Genomic DNA, 25,741 nt, shown 5'->3' on the forward strand with positions numbered 1-25,741 from the left:
GCCAAAGGCAGGATCTCACTCCTTCCACCAGTCCCCGTCCTTCTCCCAGGCCTCCCGCTTGTCCTCCGTGCGGCTGGCCGCCTTGACCTGTTTGGCGGATTTCTCATCCCTTTCCAATTCATCGAGCAGGTTGTCCACGCCGGCATCCCGCCTCGAGGCATTCCGCGCCATGCAGGCAAACAGTATCAGAATGACGCTGAAGCTGAGGAAAATCGTTCCCAGCATGGCGACCGCAAACACATCGGCAACTGTCATTCCCGGCGACATTCAGGCCGGATGGTTGCACAGCCGGTTGCAGTGCACAAGCGGCCTGGCCCGCATTTCCTGAAAATGACGGTTGCACCGGTTCCGCCGCCGCCCTACCACTTTCCCATGAGCACACTACTCGAGAAAACATCCATCGTTTCCAAGACCAAGGAACTCTGCGCCCAGATCGCGGAAGACTCGCAATTCATCAAGCTCCAGGCCGATGTCGAACGCTTCCTCTCCGACGATGCCGCGAAGCTGCAATACCAGTCGGTCCACGAGAAGGGCGAGGAGCTGCACCACAAGCAGCACGCAGGAGTGGAACTCGGTGCCGCCGAAATCAAGGCTTTTGAGGATGCCCGCGACGCACTGTTCGATAACAAGGTCGCCGCTGACTTCATGGACGCCCAGCGCGCGCTGGAGAGCATCCAGAAGCAGATCGGGAAATATGTCAGCATGACCCTCGAGCTCGGCCGCGTCCCTACCGACGAGGAAGTGGAGGAAGCCCAGAACGGCGGCGGTTGCTGCGGTGGCGGCGGCGGCGGTGGTGGTTGCTGCGGCTGATCCCTCGCTCCGCGAAATACGTGTCTCTGGACGCCGCATACCTGACTTTCCTCGGCACCGGCACCTCCGTCGGAGTCCCCGTCATAGGATGCAACTGCCCGGTCTGCAAATCCCCCGACCCGCGCAACAACCGCACCCGCGCCTCCATCCTGGTCAGTACCGGGGAAACCACTGTCCTCGTCGATTCCGGGCCCGACCTCCGAGAGCAGGCGCTGCGGGAAGGGATTTCGATGATCGACGCGGTCATCTACACCCACTCCCACCTCGACCATGTCGCGGGCTTCGATGAGATGCGCGCCTTCTGCTGGGGGAAAGATGAGCCGCTGCCGCTTTATGCCACCGTATCCTGCATCGGCGTCCTCAAATCCATGTTCGGCTGGGCTTTCCTCCCGGACAACACGCACAGGGGCTATATCCGCCCGGCACCGCACCCCATCTCCGGGGAATTCCGCATCGGCGATCTGACAGTCCGTCCTTTGCCAGTGCTCCACGGCTCCGTCGAGACCATAGGCCTGCTTCTCGAAACGGATGCCGGTTTCCGCCTCTCCTATCTCCCGGATGTGAAATCCATCCCGGAGACCACCATGGCGATGATGGGAAACCTGGACCTGCTCATCATCGACGCCCTCCGGGACACACCCCATCCGACGCATCTTTCGCTCCCGGAGGCGATCGAGATTTCCGAAAAGCTAGCTCCCCGCAAAACCCTGCTCACCCACATCAGCCACGATCTCGATCACGCAAGCCTTGCCGCAATGCTCCCGGAAGGGGTATCACCCGCCCATGACGGCCTGCGCGTGAAACTCGGGCTGCCCTGAAGCCTATGAAACTCATCTCCTGGAACGTCAACGGCATCCGCGCCGCCCTGAACAAGGGCTTGGCCGATTTCCTCTCCGCCGAAAACCCCGATATCCTCTGCCTGCAGGAAACCAAGGCGCGCGAGGAGCAGGTGGAGCTGCCGCTGGAATTCGGCGCCTACAAATCCTACTGGAACTCCGCCGAGAAACCGGGCTACTCCGGCACCGCGATCTTCACCAAAGCAGCTCCACTTTCCTGCACCCACGGCTTCGGCATCGCCGAGCATGACAAGGAAGGCCGGGTCATCACCCTGGAGTATCCGGATTTCCACCTCGTCAACGTTTACACCGTCAACGCCCAGGACGAGCTGCGCCGCCTGCCCTACCGCCTCCAATGGGACGCCGCATTCCGCAAGCACCTCATCACCCTTGCGGAAACCAAGCCGGTGATTTTCTGCGGAGACCTGAACGTCGCCCACAAGGAGATCGACCTCGCCCGCCCGAGGGAAAACCGCAAGAGCGCCGGTTTTTCCGACGAGGAGCGCGCCAGCTTCACCGAGCTGCTCGAAAGCGGCTTCATCGATTCCTTCCGCCATCTTTATCCCGACAGAACCGAGGCCTATTCCTGGTGGTCATACCGGGGCGGGGCGCGGGAGCGAAACGTCGGCTGGAGGATCGACTACTTCGGGCTCTCACCCGCCCTGATCGACCGTCTTGCGGAGGCCACGATCCATCCGCATGTATTGGGATCGGATCATTGCCCGGTGGGGCTTGTACTGAAGTGAGCGGGACGCGAGATATTCCCTCTTGCATGCGTATGGGTGAGGGCTTTCCGGGTTCATTTCCCCGGGTGTCGGCAGGTATGCTGCATGTCGGTGCCGGAAACGCATTGAAAGTTGACGCCATGCGTGCAAGTTTCGCCCGTGATTCCGCCTTCCGCAGCCGCCTCCAAACCCGCCAAGACCAAGCCAGCCAAGGGCTGGTCCACCGAAAAATCCGCCGAGCTCTACGGCGTGGAGGCTTGGGGGCATAAGTTTTTCCATGTCAACAAGGACGGTCACGTGACCGTGAAGCTCGAGGACGGCGAGAACAGCGCCAAGGTTTCCCTGCACGATGTCGTCGAGGGCTTGCGCGACCGGGGCACCCACCTGCCGGTGCTGCTCCGTTTCCGCGATCTCCTCCATTCCCGCATCACCGAGATCAACGAAGCCTTCCGCGAGGCGATCAAGGTCACCAAATACCATGGCAACTATCGCGGCGTCTATCCGATCAAGGTCAACCAGCAGCGCCAGGTCATCGAGGAGATCGCCGAGTTCGGGAAAAAATACCACTACGGCCTCGAGGCCGGATCGAAGCCGGAGCTTATCGCCGCGCTCGCGCACATGCACGATCCCGAGGCCTACATCATCTGCAACGGCTACAAGGACGAGGAGTTCATCGACCTCGCCCTGCACTCCCAGAAAATGGGCATGAAGATCATGCTTGTCCTGGAAATGCCCAGCGAGCTCGGCCTCATCCTGGAGCGTTCCCGCAAGATCGGCGTGCTGCCCAACCTCGGCATCCGCATCCGCCTTTCCACCAAAGGATCCGGCCACTGGCAGGAATCGGCGGGCGACAAGTCCGTCTTCGGCCTCAATGCCGCGCAGGTCATCGAGGTCGTGGATTCGCTCAAGGAATCCGGCCACCTCGCCTGCCTGAAAATGCTCCACTACCACCAGGGCAGCCAGATTCCGAACATCGCCGCCATCCGCGAGGGTTGCACCGAGGCGGTGCGCATGTATTGCGACCTTGTCAAGGAAGGCGCACCCATGGGCGTTCTCGACATCGGCGGCGGCATGGCCGTGGACTACGATGGCTCCCACACGAACTTCGCCTCCTCCTGCAACTACTCCATCCAGGAATACTGCACCGACATCGTAGAGGTCATCGCCCAGCAGTGCGACCGCGTCGGAGTGAAGCACCCGAACCTGATTTCCGAATCCGGCCGCGCCGTGGTCTCCTACTATTCGGTGCTGGTTTTCAACATCCTCGATGTCACCTCCGCCCAGACCACGGACAAGGAGCCGGTCATGCCGGAAAAGGCTCCGCAGAACCTGACGAACCTGTTCCACGTCAACAAGACGCTGAGCAAAAAGAACCTCCAGGAATCGATGAACGACGCGGTCTATTACCGCGACCAGGTGCGGGCCATGTTCCTCTACGGCGCCGCCACCCTCCGCGAGCGCGGCCTTGCCGAGGCGTGGTACTGGCACATCCTCACCCGCATCTCGAACATGATCTCCGACATGGACGACGTGCCCGAGGAGCTCACCGAACTCTCCAACAGCCTCGCCGATTTCTACTACGGGAATTTCTCGCTCTTCCAGTCCCTGCCCGACTCCTGGGCCATCGACCAGCTCTTCCCCGTGCTCCCCATCCACCGCCTCGACGAAAGGCCGAAACACCGCGCCGTCCTCGCCGACATCACCTGCGATTGCGATGGCAAGATCGACCGCTTCATCGACAAGGAGGATGTCGCGAAAGTCCTGCCACTCCATGACCTGAAACCCGACGAGCCCTACTACATCGGCATCTTCCTCGTCGGAGCCTACCAGGAAACCCTCGGCGACCTCCACAACCTGTTAGGCGATACCAATGTCGTCGGCGTCCATTTGGAAAAAGGCAAGCCCGTCTACACCCACGAGGTCGAGGGCGACACCGTCGCCGACGTGCTATCCTATGTGGAGTTCGACCCCAAGGAACTCGTCTCGAGATTCCGCAACTTCGCCGAAAAAGCCGTGAACGACGGCCGCATTTCCCCGAAGGAGCGCAAGGAGATCATGGATCTCTACCGCGACGGGCTGGGCGGATACACGTATTTCGAGAGCTGAGTCGGGGAGATCGCGATGACGGCCATCGCCCTCAGCCACTTCGCCGGAATGCGAGTTGCCCTTTGGGGTGCGGGTGGGGTCATTCTGACGCTGCCGCCATATCGAGAATCGCGGCGGGGGGCAGGCCGCCTTGGCGGAGGCTGCGGATGGATTTCGCGGCATCGCGCTTGGCAAGGCGGATGCCGTTCTCATCGCGGACGAGGGCGTGGTGCAGGTAGGTGGGCTCCGGGAAGCCGAGGATGGCCTGGAGCTGGCGCTGGACGTGGGTGGCCCCTAACAGATCCTCGCCGCGGGTCACGTGGCTGACTTTTTGGAAGGCATCGTCCACGACGACGGCCAGATGGTAGGAGGTGCCTATGTCCTTGCGGGCGAGGACAACATCCCCGTTGACCATGGTGCTGACCGCTGTGGTGGTGCCGTGGCGGAGATCGTGGAATGAGATTTCGCCGTGGAGGGCGGCGGCTTTCGCGGAGTTGAGCCGCCAGGTGTGGGGTTCGCCGGCGGCGATGCGTGCCTTCGTTTCCAAGCCGTCGAGGTCACGGCAGAGGCCGGGGTAGAGCAGCGCTTCGCTGCCATGGGGGGCGGCGAGGATTTTCCCGATTTCCGCCTGGATGTCCTTGCGGGTGCAGAAGCAGGGATAGGCGAGGCCGAGTTCGCGGATGCGATGCAGGGCGGCGGCGTAGGCTTCGAGGCGGTTGCTCTGGCGGATCGGCTCACCGTCCCAGGTGAGGCCTAGCCATTGGAGGTCCTGCTCGATGCGGGTGTAGCATTCCTCCTTCACGCGGGTGTCATCGATGTCCTCGTGGCGGAGCAGGAAGGTGCCGCCGGATTTCCTGGCGAGTTCGCGGGCGACCTTGGCGGCCAGGATGTGGCCGAGGTGGAGATCACCGGTGGGGCTGGGGGCGAATCTGGTGGTGACGATCATGTCAGGAATGGTGCTCCCACGAAGACACGAGGGGAAGAGGATGCTATTTCGGGAGGGCTTCGATGGCAGCCTTGATGGCGGGGTCTGTCCATGCGCCGAGGGCGGATTTTTCGGCGGGGGTGAGGGAATCGGGATGGCCGGATTGCTGGAAGAAATCGCGGTCGCTCTGCGTGAACCCGATGGCGATGTCCGGAGCGATGCCCTTGAGGTGTGGGGTGTTTCCGGAAGGGGTGTGGTAGGTGGCGATGGTGAGGCGGAGGGCGGTGCCGCTGCCCATGGGGATGATGTTCTGGACGCTGCCTTTGCCGTAGCTTTTCTCGCCGATGACAGTGGCGCGCTTGAGATCGTGGAGGGAGCCGGCGGTGAGCTCGGAGGCGGAGGCGGAGTTTCGGTCGATGAGGACGGCGATGGGATAATCGCGTTTGCGTCGCTGGCGATCCGGGGTTTTGAGGAATTCCTCGGGCTTTCCGCGCTCGCGGACGGAGACGACGGCGGTGGCGGGCGGGACGAAGAGGCCGAGGATTTTCACGGTCTGGTGGAGATCGCCGCCGCCGTTCTCGCGGAGATCGAGGATCAGGGATTTCATGCCCTTGTCCTCAAGCTCGTCGAGTGCGGCTTCGACTTCCCGGCTGCACTTGGCTCCGAAGGAGGCGAGCCGGATGTAGCCGGTTTCGGCGTGGCCGGGGAGGGGGGCGGCGATGGTGACTGACCTTTCCTCGACGTATCGGTGGGTCAGTTCCATCTCGATCTCGCCGGGGCGTTCGGGGTTGCGGAGGGTGAGTTTGGTTTTCGCCCCGGGGACTCCTTGGAGGCTGGCGAGGGTTTCGGAAAGACCGGCTGCGCCGGGCTCGGCGCCGTTGATTTTCAGAATGGTGGTGCGCGGGACGATACCCGCCTTGGCGGCCGGGCCGGATGGGGCGACGGAGGAGACGAAGGTTTTTCCGGAGTCCATGCCGATGCTGAGCCCGAGTGACTTGATCTCGTTGTCGAGTGTGCCTTCCCCGGTGATCATCTGCCTCATCTCGGGGTGGATGAAAGAGGAGTGCGCGTCGAGGCTGGAGAGCATCCCGTCGAGCGCTTGGTTGATGAGCTGGTCGTAGGTGAGCTTGTCGAGGTCCGGATGGCGGGCGCGGACGGTTTCGAGCACTTCGACGAAGCGTTCGAGGGCGGGGTAGGCAGCTTCCTTGGGATCGGCGGGCGCTGTTTCTGCGTTGGCGGAAAGCAGCGAGGCGAGGAGGATGGATGGCAATCTCACTGGGAATGGAGTACCACCGAAGGGGCGTGTGTGGGAGGAAAATTTCCGGGCGGGATGTTTGCTCGGTGATCCCATCTTTCCGAATGGCTTGCCCTGCGGCGGGATGCGGGTAGCCTCACGCATGGTTGAGCGGCTGAGAGAAGCGGTAAGGGATGTGCAGGGTTTCCCGAAGGAGGGGATCGTTTTCAAGGACATCACCCCCATCCTTGGCGACGGGGAGCTTTTCAGGCTTTCGATCGACATGCTATGCGCGACGGCGGGGAACGAGAAGGTGGACAAGGTGGTGGGGATCGATGCACGCGGTTTCATCTTTGCTGCGGCGGTTGCGGACAGGCTGGGTGCGGGCTTTGTGCCGGTCAGGAAAAAGGGCAAGCTGCCATGGAAGTGCAGCGAGGCGGCCTATGCGCTGGAGTATGGCGAGGCGGTGGTGGAGATCCACGAGGATGCGGTGAAGCCCGGGGAGAAGGTGCTGCTGGTGGATGATCTGCTGGCGACGGGCGGCACGGCGGCTGCGGCGCTGAAACTCCTCGATGGGCTCGGCGCGGAGATCGTGGCGGTGTCTTTCCTGATCGAGCTTTCTTTCCTCAAGGGGCGGGACAAGCTTGCGAAGCATGAGGTGCTGTCTATCCTGGACTACTGAGCCCCGGAGACACGTTTTCTTGCTTTCCAACGCGCACGATTCCTGCTTTCAAGAGCATTGATGGCAGCTGTTCGCAAACCACGCACGTCCCCTCCCGACAACGAACACCCGCTCCGGGATCTACTGCTTGTCGCCGGAATCGTGCTCGCCGCGCTGCAGGTGATCCCTGTCTATGTTTCCTCAAGGACGACCGTGCTGGTGATCGTGGCTGCGGTGGTGGTGGCAAGCGGCTTCGCCTATTTCTTGCTCCGGGTAAGGGGAAGGGTGGAGTTCCCATGGAAGAGGGCGGCACTGCCGCTGGGTGTGGTGGCGCTTTTCGGCGGGGCGACGTTCTTCGGGCAGTACTCGCTGCGCACACAGCTGAACGCCATCGCCGATGCCAATACAGCCGCGAGCATGGAGCCAGATCCGGATCTCAGGAGGTATCTTGATGCGGCATTCGACGAGCACTCTTCCCAGTGGAACGGCCAGTTCGAGCGGCTCTACGCCCGCCCGACGCTCTATCTCCTGACTAGGGTGGGGACTGATGCCAAGCCGACCGAGGTGCAGAACTGCATCTTGCTCTGGCGGTCTGGCAGCGCGGGGATAGGCAAGGAATTCGTGGGTGTGGCGGGGATCGCCGGCGAGACGTTGCCACAGACCGCCAACGACATCGATCACACGGCCCAGCGCTATCTTTCCTACGTGCAGCGCCCCATGGCGGACAGCGACCTGCTGAACCGCAACACGAAGGGAGAGGGGGATTCGGTCTCCACGGTAGATGACATCCCAAGGTGCATCCTTGTGTTGGGTGACCCGGCTTCCGGTAAATCGAGCATGCTGGACCGGATCGACATGATCCAGGCGCGCCGTGCGCGGGGCAGCATGACCGAGCCGATTCCTGTTTTGATCCGACTCAAGGGACTCGCCGGGCCGGATCCGGATCTTCTCCACAAGATGGTATCGGAGCGTCTCGGTGCCTGTTCACCCAAGGTGCTAGGCAAGAGGAACCTCGTGCTTCTGGTCGACGCGCTGGACGAGACGGTGAATCCGGTCGCGACCTCAGAAGCGATCGCGAAGCTGATGAGCCGGGAACCGTATTCAAAAACGGTGGACCGGATCATCGTCACCGGGCGTGTGCTCAACTACACCTCCACGATCCATGGGTATCCGCAAGCCCTCCGCTACAAGGGATTCACGACGGCCATACTTTATGGGCTGGACCAAACCGCGATCGAGAAGCGTATCCTTTCCAGCTCGCTTGCGAGCGACCAGAAATCGAAGATCATGCAGAAACTCGCGGACGATAGCAGCCGTTCCGCGTGGCTGCAGTTCCTGCGCATGCCGATGAACTTCGACCTGATCTCGGAAATCATGGGCGAGCTGGAACCTGGCGACATCGGCCACGGACAGACGGAGATCCTGCGGCGCTTCGTCAAGAACCGCTTCGAGCAGAAGAACATCGTCGGAGCGGAGCGGGATGCAGGCATCTCGCTACTAAGGACGATCGCGCTGAACACTCTTTCGGATGGGGTTTCGGCACGCAGCCGGGAGTTCGGGCTCAAGGATGGGCTCGCGCGCGGAGGGGCGTACGGGTCGATTGATGTGCCGGGTGCGGAGCTTGATGCCATCCGCAGGCGACTCTCCGACCTGCTTCTCACGGGGTTGATCCAGGACAAGGGTGGCGACCGCTACAAGTTCTGCCACCTGAATCTGCAGGACTTTTTCATCTCCGAGGCTTTGCATGACCTTTCGGAAGTGGATCCTTCGGACGTGGCATGGAGGCAGATTATTCTTTTCTTCGCGGGCAGGTCTGATGGGGATCTGGCGCTAAAATTAGTGAAGGAGCACCGGGATGCGAACGCCACGCAATACCTCGAGGAACTACTAAGGCAGGTGAACGGGATACGCGAGAGCCTGCACCAAAACCTTCCGCTTTCGTACGGGGCGAAATGACGGGCGCGGAGGGTTCAGGACCCTTTTTCGCTTGGTTGGCGGCGGTGCGGCGGTCACATTATCCATGCAGGCAAGAATGAAGCCTAGCAGTCGGTCGTTCATCGGCCATGTCAAAATATGAGCTGGAAAAGTTACAACGAGAGTTTGGTGCGATACGATGATCTGGGCTTCACCCTGGATCTCTCGCTGATGGATGTGGATCAGGGATATCGGGATGGTTTGGCGGGAAAGGTTTCCAAGGCCTTCGCCGACATGGTCGCGCTTGAGGGCGGCGCCATGGCAAATCCCGACGAGGGGCGTATGGTGGGGCACTACTGGCTTCGCAACGCGGATCTGGCTCCTTCGCCGGAGATCAAGGCGCAGGTGACCGAGCCGATCAAGGCGCTGAAAAAATTCGCGGAAAAAGTTCACACCGGAAATGTCCGCGCCGCGAACGGCAGCCCTTTCAAAAGCATACTCCTCATCGGCATAGGCGGCTCCGCGCTTGGTCCGCAGCTGGTTTCCCAGGCGATAGGGCAGAAGGCCAAGATGCCCATCCATTTCCTGGACAACACGGATCCGCAGGGCATCGACGACACGCTGGCGGCCATTGAGCTTGAGCGGGCGCTGGTTCTGGTGATCTCGAAATCCGGCGGCACACCGGAGACGCGCAACGGGATGCTTGAGGCCAAGGCGGCCTTCGAGAAGGCCGGGATCGACTTCGGGAAGCACGCGGTGGCGGTGACGGGTGTGGGTTCCAAGCTGGACAAGTTCGCCGTGGAGCAGGGATTCATCGCCCGTTTTCCGATGGAGGATTGGGTGGGCGGGAGAACATCCGTGCTTTCCACGGTTGGACTGGTGCCTGCCGCGTTGCAGGGGCTGGACATCGACGCGATGCTGGCCGGTGCCGCCGTAATGGATGAGAGGACGCGCCAGCAGGATGCCGGGAAAAACGCGGCGATGCAGCTCGCCATCGCCTGGCACAAGGCTACCAACGGCAAGGGCGAGAAGGACATGGTGGTGCTGCCCTACAAGGATTCGCTGGTGCTGTTTTCCAAATACCTCCAGCAGCTGGTGATGGAATCCCTGGGCAAGGAAAAGGATCTCGATGGCAAGGCCGTCAACCAGGGCATCGCGGTCTATGGGAACAAGGGCTCGACGGATCAGCACGCATACGTCCAGCAGCTCCGCGACGGGGTGAACAATTTCTTCGCGACCTTCATCGAGGTGCGCCACGGGCGGAAACGGAAATCCATCGAGGTGGAGCCGGGCAACCTCAGCCAGGATTATCTTCAGGGCTTCATGCGCGGCACCCGCAGCGCCCTGTATGAGAATGGCCGGAAATCGCTCACGATCTCGGTCTATGAGGTGACGCCCCATACGTTGGGCATGCTGATCGCCCTCTTCGAGCGGGCGGTTTCCTTCTATGCCTCGCTCGTCAACATCAACGCCTACCACCAGCCGGGCGTTGAGGCGGGGAAGGCCGCCGCCGCCACCTTCCTCAATCTCCTGGGACAAGTCCGCAGCCGCCTCGTCTCGGAAGCGAAGAACGCGGAGCAGGTGGCCTTCGAGGTCGATGGCGATCCGGAGGCGGTCTATCACTGCCTCGTCCACCTTGCCAACAACGGCGAGGCGCAGATGTCCATGGGCAAGACTCCGGCGGACGATCTCTTCCAGCTCTGAATCGCGGAACTTTAGGGTTTCATGTTCGGGGTTTGGGGGTAATTTTCCGGCGTGGCCATCATGGAAATTTCGGAAAAGGCTCAGCGGGAGCTTGCCTCTTTGCTGGCGGTCAAGGCGTCATCCCCAACTGCCGGGCTGCGGCTCGGCGTGAGCAAGGGGGGCTGTGCGGGCTGGCAGTACGAGATGAAAGTCGCGGAGCCTGAGGCGGGCGACGAGGTCGTGGAGCGGGGTGGGGTGCGGGTGATCGTCGCGGCGGACAGCTTGGAGAAGCTGCGCGGCTGCGAGGTGGATTACACCGATGATCTGACCGATTCCGGATTCAAGATCAACAATCCCAAGGCGCGGCGCTCCTGCGGCTGTGGGACATCCTTCGAGCCGGAGGATGAGCCGGAAGGCAGCGGTGCGGAGGACGGGGAAGTCTGTGGCGGGGGAGGCGCAGCGTAGGGCGTGGCTGCGAACCGGCGTAGGAAAAATCCGCTCGACGACGAGGCGCCACGCAGGCCCGCGTATTTCTGGTGGTTCCTTGCCAACATCCTTGCGCTCTGCTTCGCGATCTTCAGCTGGGCGATCTGCCTGAACATTTTCGGCATGCCCGAGAACCCGCGCAACTACGCCATCCTCAAAAAGCTCGACCGCCTGCCAAAGCTCAAGCGCTACACAGTGCTCGATGTTCCGAACGGGAACGCCCTCAACCCCAGCGAACTCTACGGAAAATACTTCGGCCTCGATGAGTCGAAGCGCGAGAGCCTCAACTCGCTGCTGATGCGCAACTACATGCGCAACTTCGACAAGGATCTGCTGCTCACCTACGTGGAGGGGGATTTCCAGGTCATCGAGGTCAGGAAGCTTGGCAAGGGCAGCTTCATACAGCCGGGCTTCGCGATCCGCGCCCAGGCCATGGTGAGGCCGGACGATTTCACGGAAGCGGTCGGCTTCCCCGTGGTCATCGAGTACATTTTCCCCACGGATAACGCCGATGCCGCCGATAGGTTCAGCCCCGGCGACATCCTGGAGGTCAGCAAGAACCCGAACTGCGCGGCGGTTGTCAACGTATCCAAGGTCGTCGTGGACGAGGAGCCCGCGCTGCAGCTCACCGTCATCCCCATCGCCTACGGCCCTTACCGGATCGGGAACGAGAAATCGTTTTCCATCGAGCCTCCGGAGGAACTCAGTCCCGCCGCAGGGCTTCCGCTCTGGAAGTGAGTTTTGTTGGGTTCACACGTTCACCTTTATCCCGCCGTTCTGTGCGGATTGGTAGATTGCGCGGATCACCGCGACAGCCTTGCGCGCCTCGCCCGCATGGGTGAAGCACTGGCGGCCTTCCACGATGGATTGGACGACCTCCTCGAAGTTCCGCTGGTGCTGGTAGAAATTGATCGCCGAAGGGTCGTTCGCGCCGAGTCCCGCCCCCTGGCCTTTCATCAGGGTGGACTTGATCTCGGCATCCTCCGGTTTCTCCTCCCGGAAATCCCATAGCTCGAAGGACTCGTCGGCAAGGAACACCGATCCGTCCGTCCCCGCGAGCTGGACGCGGGCGGGATGGCCGTCCTTGGACCAGGTGCAGGTGGAGCATTCGATGACTCCGAGCGCACCGTTCTCGAACTCGACGGTCGCGACAACGATGTCCTCCACCTCGATGCGCTCGTGTGCGAGGCATGCGGTTGTGGCCTGCACGGATTTGATGGGGCCGGCGAGATAAACGAGGGCGTCGACGGTATGGACGGATTGGTTCATCAGTGCTCCGCCGCCATCCAGCGCCCATGTGCCGCGCCAGCCGGCGGAATCGTAGTATGCCTGGTCGCGGTACCATTTCACGTAGCAGGATGCGGAGGTGAGTCTTCCGAAACGGCCTTCGTCTGCGGCTTTCTTGAATGCATCCATGCCCGGGTGGAAGCGGCGGTTGAGGACTGCGGAAAGTGTCCTTCCGTTTTTCTCCGCAGCGGCGATGAGCCGGTCGATGCGCTCCGTGGTGATTTCAAGCGGCTTCTCGCAGATCACGTGCTTGCCGGCGTTGAGTGCGGCGAGGGCTGGATCAAGGTGCGCGCCGGAGGGCGTGCCTATGGTGACGATCTCAAGTTCGGGATCGGCAAGGAAATCCTCCATGTTCGAAAACGCTTTCCCGCCGTATTCCGCAGCGAGTTTTTCCGCAGCCTCACCGCGCAGGTCGAAGACGGAGTGAAGATCCCCGCCCGTCATGGCGGTGATGGCCTTTGCATGGAAGTGGCCGATCATGCCGGCTCCGATGATTCCGAATTTCATGTGGGAAATGGTGTTGTTAGGTTTTCGGGGGCTGATTTCCTCCGCAGCCATCCTTGGCCAAGCTGGGTGGGGCTGGCAAGGGTCTCTTTCCGGGAAAGTTTCATTCCTCGGTGGGGAAACGCTTCCGGGAATGACCCAATCCCGGCTTGCATCGGTGGCTGCAAAGCGTTCATCTCCCCCGTATGGAATCGCACGAATGGAATGAGCGGACGGAGGAGGGGAAGCGGTTTTACCGCGCCAACTTCCATGGCAATGAGTGGAGCATCATCACCACCCTCAAGACCGATCCTGACTGGGAGCCCATCGATCAGCCTTCCGAGGAGCTTTGGCGGGAGCTTCGCGACATCGTCTGGAAAAAATACCAGCGCAAACGCTGCCCTTGGGAGCGCGTGGCGTCCATCGACAAGATCCTCGGGGACGAGGTGCCTGAGTGATCCGTTCCCGCCGTCCGGATTCAAGCGGGGGCAAGCTGCGGCCGCTGGCCCGGGTTAGAGGACATCGTCCATCGCATCGATGAGTTCCTGCATGGTGGCTTCGGTTTCGTTGCCCATGTTGGAGATGCGGAAGGTGCTGCCCTTGATCTTGCCGTAGCCGCCGTTGATGAGGAAATTGTGTTTCGTCTTCAAGGCCTTGATGAAGCCGGAGAGGTCGAAGCCGTCCGGGGTGGCGAAGCAGGTGAGGGCGAAGGAACGGTTGCCCTCCGGCGCGAAGAGCTGGAAGCCGTGCTGCGCTCCCCAAGCATGGATCATCGCGTTGGTCTTAGCATGGCGCGCCTTGCGGGCGGCGAAGCCTTCCCTTGCGATTTCGCCGAGGATGTATTGCAGGCCGAAGAGGGTGGAGATGGCCGGTGTGGTGGGGGTGTTGTTGGCCGCGTGGTTTTTGGCGAACTCGATGAAATCGAAGTAGTAGCCGCGGTTCGGGGTTCCCTTGACGCGCTCCATGGCCGCCTCCGAGACCGCGAAGAGTGCGAGGCCAGGGGGGAGTGCCAGGGCTTTCTGGACACCGGCGAGGCAAACATCGATGCCGTGCTTGTCCATGTCGATATCCACGGTGGAGAGCGAGGAAACGGTGTCCACGATGAGCATGGTGTCCGGGAAGGATTTCACGGCGGAGCAGATTCCTGAGAGGTCGTTGAGGACGCCGGTTGAGGTTTCCGAGTGGATGAAGGTGACGGTGTCGAAGCCGCCTTCGGCGAGTTTGGCACGGACGGTTTCCGGATCGATGGCCTCACCCCATTCCACCTGGACGGCCTCGGCTTCGTAGCCGCATTTCTTGGCGACATCGATCCACTTGTCGGAGAATGCGCCGCAGCAGAGGCAGAGGACTTTTTTGCGGGCGAGGTTGCGCAGTGCGCCTTCCATCACGCCCCATGCGGAGGAGGTGGAGAGAAAAACGGGGCGCTCGGTGCCGAAGATTTCTTTCAGGCCGGGCTGAAGCGAGGCGTAGAGTTCTTCGAAATCCTTTCCGCGGTGGCCGATCATTGTGTGAGACATCGCCGCGAAGGTTTCCGGCGAGACATCGACGGGGCCTGGGTTGAAAAGTTTTGGGGACATAAGGGTGAAAGCTGAAATGCTGGAAAGCTGGAACTAGATGAGGTTGTAGGATCTCAGGAGGGCGCGGAGGGCGACGAGGTTGTCGTCGGACATGGGCGCGAGGGGGAGGCGGAGTTCGTCGGAGCAGTGGCCTTGCATGGAGACGGCGGTCTTGATGGGGACGGGATTCACGTCGAGGGACATGAGGCCGCGCATCAGCGGGTAGTATTGCTTTTGGATGGCGAGGGCTTCCGCGAACTCACCGGCGAGGCAGTGTGCGAGGAGCTTGGACATGACATCCGGGATCAGGTTCGATGCGACGGAGACGAGTCCGTTTGCGCCGCAGGATACGAAGGGCAGGGTGAGCGGATCGTCGCCGCAAAGGATGCCGAAGCCATCCGGCAATGCCTGGACGAGCTGGTTGACGCGATCCACCGAGCCGCCCGCTTCCTTGATGGCGGTGATGTTCTTGCAGTCGGCAGCGAGGCGGGCGGCTGTTTCGGGGGCGATCTCGATGGATGAGCGGCCGGGCACGCTGTAGAGCATGATGGGAAGCGTGGTGGAATCCGCGATGGCCTTGAAATGGAGGTGGAGCCCTTGCTGCGAGGGCTTGTTGTAGTAGGGGCAGACCTGGAGGGAGCCGTCCGCTCCAAGATCTTCGGCGGCCTTGGTGAGCTCGATGGCTTCGGCGGTGGCGTTGGCGCCGGTGCCGGCGATGACCTTGACCCGGCCTTTCGCGAATTCCACGGCGAGGCGGATGACCTCGATGTGCTCCGCGGTGTCGAGTGTCGGGGATTCACCGGTGGTGCCGACCGGGACGATGCCGGTGACGCCTCCGGCGACCTGGCGCTCGATGAGCGCTTCGAAAGCCGGGACATCGACCTTGCCGTCGCGGAAAGGGGTGATGAGGGCGGTGTGGATGCCTGTGAAGTTCATGGGAAGGGCTTAGTGGGAGGGGAGTGGAAAGTAAACAGTGATCAGTGATCAGTGGATTTAAGAACGGCATCGAGGACTTCGAGGGCGCGGGCGTTTTCCTTTTCTGTGCCGATGGATATCCGCACCCAGCCGGGGAGTTTGTAGCCGCCCATGGCGCGGACAATGACTCCCTGTTTGAGCATTTCGGTAAAAACCATATTGCCGTCGCCGACCTCGACGAGGATGAAATTCGCGACCGAAGGGACGAATTTCAGGCGGCGTTGGTCGAAGGCTTTTTCGTAGAAGGCGAGGCCTTCGCGGTTCGCCTGCTTGGTTTTTTCGATGTGGTCGGTGTCATCGAGCGCGGCGAGTGCTGCTGCCTGTGCGAGGGCGTTGGTGTTGAAAGGCTGGCGGGCTTTCTGGAGCAGGGCGGCAATCGGTTCCGGAGCGATGCCATAACCGATCCGAAGGGCGGCGAGGCCGTGGATTTTCGAGCAGGTGCGCAGTACGATGACGTTTTTCCCGGCGCGGACGTGCTTGAGGACATCCGGCGGGGTGTCGAGGAACTCGAAGTATGCCTCGTCGAAAACGGCGATCACATGCGGCGGGAGTTTTTCCACGAAGGTGTCGATGGCCTCCTGGGTCACCTGGGTGCCGGTGGGGTTGTTCGGGTTCGCGATGAAAACGAGGCGGGTGTTGTCCGTGATCGCGGCGGCCATCGCATCGAGATCGTGGATGAAATCCGGGTCATCGACCTCGACGTATTTCGCGCCGAAGAGGGTGGCCATGAGCTTATAGACGACGAAGGCGTGTTTCGCGGCGATGAGTTCCGCATCGCGGTTCAGGAAGGTGTGGCAGAGCAGTTCGATGATCTCGTTCGAGCCATTTCCGAGAATGATGTTCTGGATCCCGAAACCGAGCCTTTCCGCGATTGCGGTGCGCAGCTTGAAGCCGCCGCCATCCGGATAAATATGGGCGGACGGGATGGCATCGCGCATCGCCTGCTGGGCGAGGGGCGAGGGGCCGAGGGGGTTCTCATTGGAGGCGACTTTTACGATGGATGCCGGGTCGAGGCCAAGCTCGCGGGCGGTTTCCTCGATGGGTTTTCCGGGTTCGTAGGCGACGAGGTCGCAGACGAAGGAGTTGGCGAAATCGGAGATGGGCATGGCGGGAAGGTGGGATGGTGGGCAAAAGCTGAAAAGCTGAAACACTGAAAAGCTGAAATCATTTCAGCGCAAGGCGAATGCCAGCCATGGGAGCACGAGAGCCATGCCAGCGGCGGCGAGGAGGCCGGGGAGGAGGAAATCGCCGGAGCTTAGGCGCTCGGTGCTGTGGGCGATGGCGTTGGGAGGTGTGGAAATGGGCAGGGCCATGGCCGCCGAGCAACTTATGGCGATGGAGATGATGATGAGCGAGGGATCGGCGTCGCCCGCGAGGCTGGAGGCCAGGGGGATGAGCAATGCGGCGGCGGCGGTGTTGCTCATCAGGTTTGAGAGAAAGAGCCCGAGCAGGCTGAAGACGGCCGCGATGGAGAGGATGCCTAGATTTCCGGGGACAAGGCTGGCGAACCATTGCGCCAGCCCCGTGACCTCAACGCCGACCCCGAGCGAAAGCCCTCCCGCGAGCAGCAGCAGCACATCCCATGGCAGAACCCGCATGTCGCGCGCACCGATGACGCCGGAGACGGCCAGCGCGACGATGGGGATAAAGGAAACGACGGGCGAGGGGATGCCGGTGAGCGACTCTCCCATCCACATGGCCACGGTGACCGCGAAGACGATCATCACGGTGATGCGGTGGCGCTTCTGGCGGGCGTCGCCTTCGAGGGAGGAGTCGAGGTTGATCGCGGGTTTTTCGCCGCCGCCACGGAGGTAGATGCGCCAGATCAGGAGATAGACAGCCGCCGCGAGAAGCAGGGCGGGAGGGAGTGCGATGGCCATCCATTTCATGAAATCGATCTTGCCCTGGAGCTGGCCCGCCGCGATGGCGTTGGGCGGGGTGCCGATGATGGTGCCGATCCCGCCGAGGTTCGCCCCGGCTGCGACGGCGAGCACCAGGCCTTTCGCGAGGCGGCTTTCCTTCGGCAGGCCTGCGAGGACAGGGGCGGTGACGGCGATCATCATCGCGGCGGTGGCGGTGTTCGACATGAACATGCTGAATAGGAAGGTGATCGCCATCACGCTGGCGACTAGCTTCGCCGGACTGGTGGCGAAGCGGCCCAGGACCATGCCGGCGAGCCATTTGTCGAGCTGTGTCTTCGAGCAGCCGTGGGCGAGGACGAAGCCTCCGAGGAAGAGCCACATGGTGGGGGATGACCATGGCTCGACGAAGGTCGTCCATGCCTTGGTGTCGCCCTCCGGAGCCCATACGCCGCCGGGATTCCCGAGGATTGCGATCTGCAGGCCGATGACGAGGAGAGCGACCGCAAAGGCGGGCATGGCCTCGGTCACCCAGAGCGCGGCGGCAAAGACCATGATGCCCAGCGAGGCCATTGCGCCGGGCGGGAGCGTGGCGAAAATTTCCGAGCCGAGGATGCCGGGCAGGAAAACGACGGCCAGCGCGAGCAGGGCGCAACCGAGCGTTTTGAGCATTCCCTGGCGCTCCGTCCGCTCGAAGGATCCTAACAGTCGCTTCGCCTGTGCCCGCGTGTCCATGAACATGGTCGGGATGATAGGGGTGCGGGGCGGCTTTTCCCAGTCCGTTAGATCGCGAGCGCCTGCTTCCAGGCACCGGGATCGAAGCCGGTGAGCGCCGTTTCGCCGGAAACGAGGAAAGGCCGCTTGATCAGGTTGCCGTTGGAGGAGAGGAGTGCGATGGCCTCTTTTTCGGAAAGGGTGGGCAGGCGTTCCTTCATGTTGAGGGAGCGGTAGTCCTGGCCGGAGGTGTTGAAGAGCTTGCGGATCTCGCCGGTGGCGGCAAGGGCTTGGCGGAGATCGGCTGCGGAGGGCGGGTTTTCCCGGATCGGGATTTCCTCGAAAGGGATGTCGTTTTCCCGGAGGAATTTCGCTGCCTTGCGGCAGGTGTCGCAGCTTTTGAGGGTGTAAATTTCAACTTTCAAAATCAAACTTTCAAGGAAATGGGGAGGCTGGCCGGCTGAAGTCAGCGCTCCTTTGGCCGGAGGGCGCGGAGGCGGCTTTCCTGTGCCCGCTCGGATGTGCCGTCGGGGAGGGAGGCACCCTTGGTATGGATGCGGGCGTAGCCCTTTTCGACCAGCAATTCGTGGAGGAAGCGGGTTTTGCCGTTGTAGCTGAGCTCGATGAAGCCGTGGTAGCGCTTGTCGTTGAACGGGCTGTCCCATTCGGTGTGGAGGGTGAAAGGTGCTTTGCCGAGATGGGTGAGGGTGAAATCCTTGGCTTTTTTCCCGATCTCGACGGCCTGTTCGGAGGTGATGCCGCCCATGTCAGCCGCCTGGTCGGCGATGCGACCGTGGTTGTTCCGCCCGCCCCCGTAGTTCTTGAACGCGCTTTCGGGGGTGTCCACGAAATAGAGCCGGATGATCTCGGAGCGACCGTCCGGGAGCTTCACCCGGAAACTGTCGCCATCGTTTCCACGGTCTGATACGAGTGTGCAGCCGGCGTAGGTGTCGTAGAGTCCGGTGCGGCTGCTTGCTCCGGCAGGTTCCGAGGACTGAGCCTGCGGGCTCTGCGTTTTTTCCCGCAGACTCCCGAGATCGCCCTGCCTGTAGGCATCGAAACCCCATAGCAGGACTGCCGCGACGAGGATCAGGATGGGGACGATGGATTTCGATTTCGAAGGTTTGCGGGACATGATGGCAGAAAACCCCAAACTCCGGGTTTTACATCCAAGTGAACAGGGAGAGCCTCAAACGTATTTCTTGCTTGGGGTTTGAAGTTTGGGGTTTGAAAGTTTCAAAGGCCTTTGAATCCGGCGTATTCCTTGTAGGTGCCGGTGGGGACGGATACGCTGCGCCACTCGCGGTTCAGTCTGCGGTATTTGTTGATGAACTGGGTCGGATCCGCCCAGTTCGCGAGATCGGACGGCACACCGCTGCGTTGCATTCCGATGGTGATGTTGTGGCGGATCTCGAAGTGGAGGTGAGCCGGATACATGCCGAAGTTGCTGCCTATCGTGCCGACCTGCTGGCCGCGTTTTACGGTCTGGCCTGTCTTGACCATCAGGTTGTGCAGGTGCCCGTAGAGCGAATCCACATACTTCACCTGGCCGCTGGCGGGATCCCGGTAGGCGTGGCGGATGAGCACCACGTTTCCCCAGCCTTTGCGGACATTGTGGGCAAATGTGACGATGCCGTTCGCGCAAGAATACACGGGATCGCCCAGATCCGAATCGCCGCCGCCGCGCCCGTTCCAATCCTCCCCGAAGTGCTGGGGGGAACGCAGGCGGAGTCCGCGCGCCTTGTAGTAGCCCGCCGCATCCGGTTTGCCGACCGGGAAGTCGAAGCCGTCCGCGATGTTGACCTTGGCGGCGGCGTGGGCGGGCACCGACAGGATGAACATGCACAGGGCAAGGCAAGGGAGCGCGACATGCGACCCCAGATTCCAAAAGCCGTGCGGTTCATCGGTTTTATCCATCCGCGCCCATTTCAGTACCGCAGCGCAAGCCGAGGCAAGGGAAAAGAGCAGTCCGGCCAAGGTGGGCGATCATTCGCGGGTTCCTTTCCCTGGCTTGATCGCCGTGCCCGACCCGGGTGTGTCATGGTAGGGTCACCGATCCGATGGGATGCAGTTTGCCGTCCGGATCTCGGTATCTGAGCTCATAGGTGCCGCGAGCCAGCCCCTTGGCCGGGATGTATCCGGGGTAGCTTTTTTTACCAATCAGGCCGTAGTCGGCAGTGATGTGGATCTCATTTCCCTTCACCGAGACATGGACTTTCTTGTTCATCAATGCGGAATGGACGATGTCGGTCTCGAATTTGATCGGGATCCTGAGCTCACCGTCCCCAGCCACGGCAGGGGTGCCCACCACGATTCCTTTTGGAGCGAAGAAATTCCTGGGTTTCTTTTCCGCGAATGCGGTGGCCGGGATGGATGCGGCAAGCATGCAGAGCAGCAGGGTTGCGCCGCTGCGGGGGAATGGGGATTTCCGGTTGGTCGATGTCCTCGGTTCCATAGGGTGCCATTCTTCGGCGCAACCGCCGCGATGTAAGTAAAGGCAATGTAAAAACGATCTTGCCCGTTTCGATGGATTTCCGGATTCGGCTTGGAGATGCGGTGGGTTTCTGGAAAATGGGGCGATGCAAAGCGATTGGGAAAGCAGCAGGGGGATCGCGAAGGCCATCCTCCGCGACCGTGGCATGCGGCGCAGGTGGCTGGGGCGCTTGCTGCTCTTCACCATGGGATGGATGGCGGTCGGGCTATGGGGGATCGCCTCCTGGCTCGGCCAGGAGGCGTGGAGGTTTCTTCTCTGGTGGGGGGGCTGTGCCGTGCTGGCCATGATCCTGATGCTTTTTGCGCTCTATGATGCGCTGGCGGTGGTGCGGGAGGAGAGGGGGAAGATCGATGAGTGATGAAAAAGCGGCGGAACGGGCGGTGATCTATCAGCTGCTGGTGCGGACTTTCGGAAACACCAATCCGAATGGGAAACCGGGCGGGACGATGGGGGAGAACGGTTGCGGGAAATTCAGCGACATCAATGCGGCGGCGCTCGCTTCGATCAAGGCGATGGGTTTCAACCACATCTGGCTCACCGGAGTGATCGAGCAGGCAAGCGCGACGGCGTATCCGGGACGCCCGGCCGATGCTCCGGACATCCTCAAGGGCATGGCCGGCAGCCCGTATGCGATCCGCGATTACTTCGATGTTTGCCCGGACTATGCGGTGGAGCCGGAGAACCGCATCGCCGAGTTCCGCGATCTTGTGGACAGATGCCGGAAGCATGGCTTGCGTGTGATCATCGATTTCGTCCCGAACCATGTGGCGCGGAGCTATGCATCGGATGTGCGGCCGGAGCTTTCCTTCGGCGAGGGCGACCGGAAGGATGTTTTTTTCGACCGCGACAACCATTTCTACTACCTCGGTGAGTCCGATCCGGGAGGCGGCCCGCCGCTGAAAATGCCCACAGCGGACATGCCCGGCTGCACCGGGCTGTTCGCTCCGGAGACGGATTTCGGGCGTGTGACGGGAAACAACGCAATCACCTGGTCGCCCTCGATCCACGATTGGTATGAGACGGTGAAGCTGAACTACGGCCACGATTTCACGAAAGGCAGGGCGACCGGTCATCTCCCGGCGCCGGATACGGCGGAGGACGAGGTGCCGCGCACCTGGCGTACGATGGACAGCATTCTGGCGTATTGGCAGGAAATGGGGGTGGATGGCTTCCGTGCGGACATGGCGCACATGGTGCCGATGGAGTTCTGGGGCTGGGTGGTGAAAAGGGCGCGGAGCCGGGATGCGGATGTTTTTTTCATGGCCGAGGCCTATGACGGCGATCCGGCGAAACTGACCGATGGGGATGTGCTGGACGAGCTTTTGAAAGCCGGTTTCAACGGTGCCTATGAGCACCCGGCCTACAAGGTCCTGCAGGGCATCCACGAACAGGGGAAATGGGCGAACGACCTCGACCCCGAGACTTTTGGCGGCGAACGCTTCCACCGCTGCATCCGCTATCTGGAGAACCACGACGAGGTGCGCATCGCAAACCCCCAGCATTGGGGCGGGGCGGGGATGGATGCGGGAAGGGCGGCGGCGGCGGTGATGTTCGGCATGAGCCGGGCGGCGATCATGCTCTACTCCGGCCAGGAAGTCGGCGAGCCGGCGATCGGCGCGGAGGGTTTCAGCGGCGACGACGGGAGGACATCGATCTTCGACTACACCAGCATGCCTGAGTTCCGGAAATGGGTGAACGGCGGCAGATATGACGGGGCCGGGCTTTCCGCGCAACAGAAGTCCCTGCGTTCATTTTACGCGGAACTGATCTCCATCCTGAGGGAACCGGCCTTTGCGGACGGCGAGTTCTACGGACTGAATTTCGCAAACCGGGGGAATCCGGACTTCGGGCGCATGGCGGGCGAAACGGTTTCCGGCCACTGGCTCTATGCCTTCCTGCGCTACGATGGGAGAAGCGGGCAGGGGTTTCTCTGCATCGCGAATTTCCATGCCTCAGCCACCCTCAGGAACGTGAAAGTCATCATCCCGGATGATGCTCTCCGTTTCATCGGGAAAGGAAAATTCAAGTCGATCGATTGCAGGGGGCGCCTGGGCGATGGCTCCGATATCGAGATGATCTGGGACGGCGAGCCCTCCGCAGAACTCTGCATCGGCGATGTCCCGCCCAGCGGTGTCCGTTATTACGAGTTGAAATGATCGCCGCCTCAGGTTGGACTGGCGGCCATGGATTTCGAAGAAAAGGCGAGGGCTGTCATCGGCATGGAGGCGGACAGCCTGCGGGACATGGCTTCGCGCATCGGCCCCGGTTTTGGTGAGGCCGTCCGGCTGATCCAGGAATCGCTGGAAGCAAGGGGCAAGGTGGTCATCGTCGGCGTCGGGAAATCCGGGAACGTCGGCCACAAGATCGCCGCGACCCTCAACTCCACCGGCGCGACCTCCGTCGTCCTCAATTCCCAGAACGCGCTCCATGGCGATCTCGGCCTGCTCTCCGACGGCGATGTGGTGCTGGCGCTTTCCTATTCCGGCGAGACCGATGAGTTGCTGGGATTGCTGCCGTTTCTGCGCAGCTTTGATGTCAAGGTCATCGCGCTCTGTGGCAAGGCGGACTCCTCCCTCTCGCGCTCTGCGGATGTTTTTCTCGATACCTCGGTCTCCCGCGAGGCCTGCCCGATGAACTTGGCCCCGACCTCCTCCTCCACCGCGATGATGGTGATGGGCGATGCGCTGGCCATGGTGCTGCTCGAAGCGCGCGGTTTCACCGAACACGATTTCGCCCGCTACCACCCCGGCGGTTCGTTGGGCCGGGCGCTGCTGCTCAAGGTGGGCGATGTGATGCGCCGCGAGGAAAAAATGCCCACCGTCCCGCTTTCCGCGCAGGTGATCGATGCCGTGGCGGAAATGAACCGCAGCCGCGCCGGAGCCTGCCTCATCCTCGGAGAGCAGGGCACCCTGGCCGGGATTTTCACCCACGGGGATTTCGCCCGCGGCTACGAGAAAAATTCCGGTCTCGGCGCATTGCCCGTGGCCGATCTGATGACGCGCGACCCGATCTCCCTCACCGAGGATTCGCTCGCGGTGGAGGCCGTGAAAAAGGTCGGCGAGAAACGCATCGACGATATCGTGGTCGTCAACGCCGAGGGCAAACCCGTCGGCCTGATCGATGCCCAGGATCTCGCCCGGCTGAAACTCGTCTGAATGGAAGGGATCGACATTGCCATCATCGGCGGTGGCCCGGCGGGGCTGCGTGCGTCCGAGGTGGCGGCGGAAACGGGGCGAAAGGTCGTCGTGTTCGACGGCAAGCCCTCGGTGGGCAGGAAATTCCTCGTGGCCGGAAAAGGCGGGCTGAACCTAACGCATGAGGGGGGCTTGGAAGCTTTCGTCGCGAATTATCAAGGGGCAGGGGATTGGAGGGGCATGATCGCGAATTTCGATAACACCGCACTGCGGGCATGGAGTCACGGGCTGGGGCTGGAAACATTCCAGGCATCCAGCGGCAGGGTCTATCCGAAGGCTCTCAAAGGGGCGCCCGTGCTCCGCGCCTGGCTGGCGAGGCTGAGGGAAAAGGGGGTGGAAATCCGACCGCGGCACCTCTGGACGGAGCTTCTTCCCGGCAACGTGCTCCGCTTCGCGAACGGCGCGGAAGTCCGGGGGACGGCTGTCGTTTTCGCCCTCGGCGGCGGCTCCTGGCCCAAGACCGGATCGGATGGCGGATGGGTCGAGAAATTCCGGGAACTCGGGATAGGTTGTTCACAATTGCTCCCATCGAACTGCGGATGGGAGTGCGGCTGGATGCCCGAAACCCTTGCCGCCGCCGAGGGATTGCCGATCAAGAATATCTCCGTGAGCGCCGGAGAAACGACCGTTTCCGGCGAGCTTTTGCTTACCCGGTATGGCCTGGAGGGCGGAGCCATCTACGCCCTGGGTCGCGAGCTCAGGGCGATGGAGCAGCCGCGTATCCACATCGACTTCAAGCCGACCTTCCGATGTGAACAACTTGTGGAGAAACTTGGCGGCAACTCCGGGGATTTCCTGGAGAGCGCGATCCGCCGCTGGAAACTCGGCAAAGCGGCAGCAGCCATTCTTTCCGAAAAGCACCCGGAATCCCCGGCCGCCCTCGCAGCTTTGGCCAAGTCCTGCCCCATCGCCTTCACCGGATCCCGCCCCCTCGCCGAGGCGATCTCTTCGGCCGGGGGGATTTCATGGGAAGAACTCGATGCGAACCTCATGCTGCGGAAATTTCCCGGAGTCTTCGCATGCGGAGAGATGATCGATTGGGATGCGCCGACAGGAGGATACCTGCTCCAGGCCGCCTTTGCCACCGGAACAAGAGCCGGAACGGCGGCGGGCGTGTTCCCAGGGTAGCCTGCGCGGAGCTCCCTCCTCCGCGCTCCGCGGCTTCGGAGGGCACCCCTGCAAGCCTGGGCCGAATGGCATAAGCCGGGTTGGGCTTGGTCCGGCCATGCGTATTTCAGAAGGACATGAGCGGGGTGCAAGGATGCGGGTCGAAACCCGCATCCCTTGGTGGGCTTAATCCCGCTCTCCATCATCGGCGAATCGGGTTCACCAGCCGAGCAGCCTTGTTACGGCGGCTCGGAGGGCGGTTTCGAGGATGGCTGCATCCGCGTGGCTGAGTGGGATGGTGACTTTCCCGACCGTTTTGTCGCCCGCGTCCTGCCGGGAGAGGGAGACGAGGTAGGGTGCTCGTTCCGGATCGTCGCGGCGGGAGAGGTTGAAGGCGCTGTTGGATTTCTCGGTCTTGTGGAAGAGTTTCGCCTCGTCCTCGCGGCCTTGGAGGACAGAGAGTGCGGCACCGAGATCGGGCATGCCCCATTTCATGATGATCTTGTTTTCCCAGTCGAACTGGCGCTCGCCGGTCTGCGGGGCGGCATCGACGAAGACCGCGCCCTTGGAAGGGTTCAGTCCGAAGCGGATGACCCCGCCGTTGCCGCGGGAGTTCGGTTTGTAAATCGCATGTTCCGGCAGGCGCTCGTAGCCGTTGTTCTCGGTGCGTGTGCTTGTTGGCGTGGTTTCGGTAGGTAGTGCGTTCATGGCTG

The 25,741-nt window shown here is 61.9% G+C and carries 26 protein-coding genes; 14 read left to right on the top strand and 12 right to left on the bottom strand.

All coding sequences use genetic code 11. The features are described from left to right. Positions 1-15: 15 nt before the first annotated feature. Complete coding sequence (locus HZ994_15065) at positions 16-255, bottom strand: hypothetical protein (protein ID QTN33575.1); 240 nt, start codon at positions 253-255, stop codon at positions 16-18. A 117-nt stretch (positions 256-372) separates the two neighbouring features. Between HZ994_15065 and HZ994_15070 the strand changes: the two genes are divergently transcribed. The 4 genes from HZ994_15070 to speA all read left to right on the top strand — a co-directional run bounded on the left by HZ994_15070 (position 373) and on the right by speA (position 4,477). Next, positions 373-810 (top strand): YlbF family regulator, encoded by a 438-nt coding sequence (locus HZ994_15070; protein QTN33576.1) that lies wholly within the window; start codon positions 373-375, stop codon positions 808-810. 83 nt (positions 811-893) lie between these two features. Continuing rightward, positions 894-1,628, top strand: coding sequence for an MBL fold metallo-hydrolase (locus HZ994_15075; GenBank protein ID QTN34416.1), 735 nt, complete (start codon positions 894-896; stop codon positions 1,626-1,628). Positions 1,629-1,633: 5 nt separating this feature from the next. Further along, positions 1,634-2,392 carry an exodeoxyribonuclease III gene (xth, locus tag HZ994_15080; protein QTN33577.1) on the top strand — a complete coding sequence of 253 codons (759 nt, stop codon included), beginning with the start codon at positions 1,634-1,636 and terminating at the stop codon, positions 2,390-2,392. 141 nt (positions 2,393-2,533) lie between these two features. Continuing rightward, complete coding sequence (gene speA, locus HZ994_15085) at positions 2,534-4,477, top strand: biosynthetic arginine decarboxylase (GenBank protein ID QTN34417.1); 1,944 nt, start codon at positions 2,534-2,536, stop codon at positions 4,475-4,477. Positions 4,478-4,556: 79 nt separating this feature from the next. On the opposite strand, the gene gluQRS is transcribed toward speA, so the two are convergent. Both gluQRS and HZ994_15095 read right to left on the bottom strand, forming a co-directional pair. Next, positions 4,557-5,402 carry a tRNA glutamyl-Q(34) synthetase GluQRS gene (gene gluQRS / locus HZ994_15090; GenBank protein QTN33578.1) on the bottom strand — a complete coding sequence of 282 codons (846 nt, stop codon included), beginning with the start codon at positions 5,400-5,402 and terminating at the stop codon, positions 4,557-4,559. A 43-nt stretch (positions 5,403-5,445) separates the two neighbouring features. After that, positions 5,446-6,657 carry a S41 family peptidase gene (locus HZ994_15095; protein QTN33579.1) on the bottom strand — a complete coding sequence of 404 codons (1,212 nt, stop codon included), beginning with the start codon at positions 6,655-6,657 and terminating at the stop codon, positions 5,446-5,448. A 121-nt stretch (positions 6,658-6,778) separates the two neighbouring features. Between HZ994_15095 and HZ994_15100 the strand changes: the two genes are divergently transcribed. From HZ994_15100 to HZ994_15120, 5 genes are all read left to right on the top strand, one after another. Then, positions 6,779-7,297, top strand: a complete 519-nt coding sequence (locus tag HZ994_15100) for an adenine phosphoribosyltransferase (GenBank protein QTN34418.1) — start codon at positions 6,779-6,781, stop codon at positions 7,295-7,297. Between the two features lie 60 nt (positions 7,298-7,357). Then, entirely contained in the window at positions 7,358-9,232 is a 1,875-nt protein-coding gene (locus HZ994_15105; GenBank protein ID QTN33580.1) for a hypothetical protein, read from the top strand. A 117-nt stretch (positions 9,233-9,349) separates the two neighbouring features. Beyond that, positions 9,350-10,894 (top strand): glucose-6-phosphate isomerase, encoded by a 1,545-nt coding sequence (locus HZ994_15110; GenBank protein QTN33581.1) that lies wholly within the window; start codon positions 9,350-9,352, stop codon positions 10,892-10,894. Positions 10,895-10,951: 57 nt separating this feature from the next. Then, positions 10,952-11,338, top strand: a complete 387-nt coding sequence (locus HZ994_15115; GenBank protein ID QTN34419.1) for an iron-sulfur cluster assembly accessory protein — start codon at positions 10,952-10,954, stop codon at positions 11,336-11,338. A 3-nt stretch (positions 11,339-11,341) separates the two neighbouring features. Further along, the gene (locus tag HZ994_15120; protein QTN33582.1) at positions 11,342-12,097 is read left to right on the top strand and encodes a hypothetical protein; all 756 of its coding nucleotides are present in this window, start codon (positions 11,342-11,344) and stop codon (positions 12,095-12,097) included. Positions 12,098-12,109: 12 nt separating this feature from the next. On the opposite strand, the gene HZ994_15125 is transcribed toward HZ994_15120, so the two are convergent. Then, the gene (locus HZ994_15125) at positions 12,110-13,153 is read right to left on the bottom strand and encodes a Gfo/Idh/MocA family oxidoreductase (protein QTN33583.1); all 1,044 of its coding nucleotides are present in this window, start codon (positions 13,151-13,153) and stop codon (positions 12,110-12,112) included. A 182-nt stretch (positions 13,154-13,335) separates the two neighbouring features. On the opposite strand from HZ994_15125, the gene HZ994_15130 reads away from it, so the two are divergent. Next, positions 13,336-13,587 (top strand): hypothetical protein, encoded by a 252-nt coding sequence (locus HZ994_15130; GenBank protein ID QTN33584.1) that lies wholly within the window; start codon positions 13,336-13,338, stop codon positions 13,585-13,587. Between the two features lie 54 nt (positions 13,588-13,641). Here the strand turns inward: HZ994_15130 and HZ994_15135 are convergent, their stop codons facing one another. The 7 genes from HZ994_15135 to HZ994_15165 all read right to left on the bottom strand — a co-directional run bounded on the left by HZ994_15135 (position 13,642) and on the right by HZ994_15165 (position 20,688). Next, positions 13,642-14,706, bottom strand: a complete 1,065-nt coding sequence (locus HZ994_15135; protein QTN33585.1) for an alanine--glyoxylate aminotransferase family protein — start codon at positions 14,704-14,706, stop codon at positions 13,642-13,644. Between the two features lie 33 nt (positions 14,707-14,739). After that, a complete protein-coding gene (locus HZ994_15140) occupies positions 14,740-15,621 on the bottom strand; it encodes a 4-hydroxy-tetrahydrodipicolinate synthase (GenBank protein ID QTN33586.1) in 882 nt (293 codons plus the stop codon). A 41-nt stretch (positions 15,622-15,662) separates the two neighbouring features. Continuing rightward, the gene (locus HZ994_15145) at positions 15,663-16,766 is read right to left on the bottom strand and encodes a histidinol-phosphate transaminase (protein QTN33587.1); all 1,104 of its coding nucleotides are present in this window, start codon (positions 16,764-16,766) and stop codon (positions 15,663-15,665) included. A 63-nt stretch (positions 16,767-16,829) separates the two neighbouring features. Then, on the bottom strand, positions 16,830-18,260 hold the full coding sequence (locus tag HZ994_15150; GenBank protein QTN33588.1) for a DASS family sodium-coupled anion symporter: 1,431 nt from the start codon (positions 18,258-18,260) through the stop codon (positions 16,830-16,832). Between the two features lie 41 nt (positions 18,261-18,301). Further along, positions 18,302-18,898 (bottom strand): arsenate reductase family protein, encoded by a 597-nt coding sequence (locus tag HZ994_15155; protein ID QTN33589.1) that lies wholly within the window; start codon positions 18,896-18,898, stop codon positions 18,302-18,304. Between the two features lie 571 nt (positions 18,899-19,469). Further along, the gene (locus HZ994_15160; protein ID QTN33590.1) at positions 19,470-20,075 is read right to left on the bottom strand and encodes a M23 family metallopeptidase; all 606 of its coding nucleotides are present in this window, start codon (positions 20,073-20,075) and stop codon (positions 19,470-19,472) included. 196 nt (positions 20,076-20,271) lie between these two features. Next, on the bottom strand, positions 20,272-20,688 hold the full coding sequence (locus HZ994_15165; protein QTN33591.1) for a hypothetical protein: 417 nt from the start codon (positions 20,686-20,688) through the stop codon (positions 20,272-20,274). Positions 20,689-20,812: 124 nt separating this feature from the next. Between HZ994_15165 and HZ994_15170 the strand changes: the two genes are divergently transcribed. The 4 genes from HZ994_15170 to HZ994_15185 are packed head-to-tail and all read left to right on the top strand — an operon-like array spanning position 20,813 to position 25,049. Continuing rightward, positions 20,813-21,085 (top strand): hypothetical protein, encoded by a 273-nt coding sequence (locus tag HZ994_15170; protein QTN33592.1) that lies wholly within the window; start codon positions 20,813-20,815, stop codon positions 21,083-21,085. Then, positions 21,078-22,883, top strand: a complete 1,806-nt coding sequence (locus HZ994_15175; protein QTN33593.1) for an alpha-amylase — start codon at positions 21,078-21,080, stop codon at positions 22,881-22,883. Before HZ994_15170 ends, HZ994_15175 begins: the two co-directional genes overlap by 8 nt. A 27-nt stretch (positions 22,884-22,910) precedes the next feature. Further along, on the top strand, positions 22,911-23,882 hold the full coding sequence (locus HZ994_15180; protein QTN33594.1) for a KpsF/GutQ family sugar-phosphate isomerase: 972 nt from the start codon (positions 22,911-22,913) through the stop codon (positions 23,880-23,882). After that, complete coding sequence (locus HZ994_15185) at positions 23,883-25,049, top strand: TIGR03862 family flavoprotein (protein QTN33595.1); 1,167 nt, start codon at positions 23,883-23,885, stop codon at positions 25,047-25,049. 198 nt (positions 25,050-25,247) lie between these two features. Here HZ994_15185 and HZ994_15190 read toward each other — a convergent pair whose 3' ends face one another. Then, complete coding sequence (locus HZ994_15190; protein QTN33596.1) at positions 25,248-25,736, bottom strand: hypothetical protein; 489 nt, start codon at positions 25,734-25,736, stop codon at positions 25,248-25,250. Between the last annotated feature and the right edge of the window lie 5 nt (positions 25,737-25,741).

The sequence above is a fragment of the Akkermansiaceae bacterium genome (genome assembly GCA_017798145.1).
Lineage (GTDB): Bacteria > Verrucomicrobiota > Verrucomicrobiia > Verrucomicrobiales > Akkermansiaceae > Luteolibacter.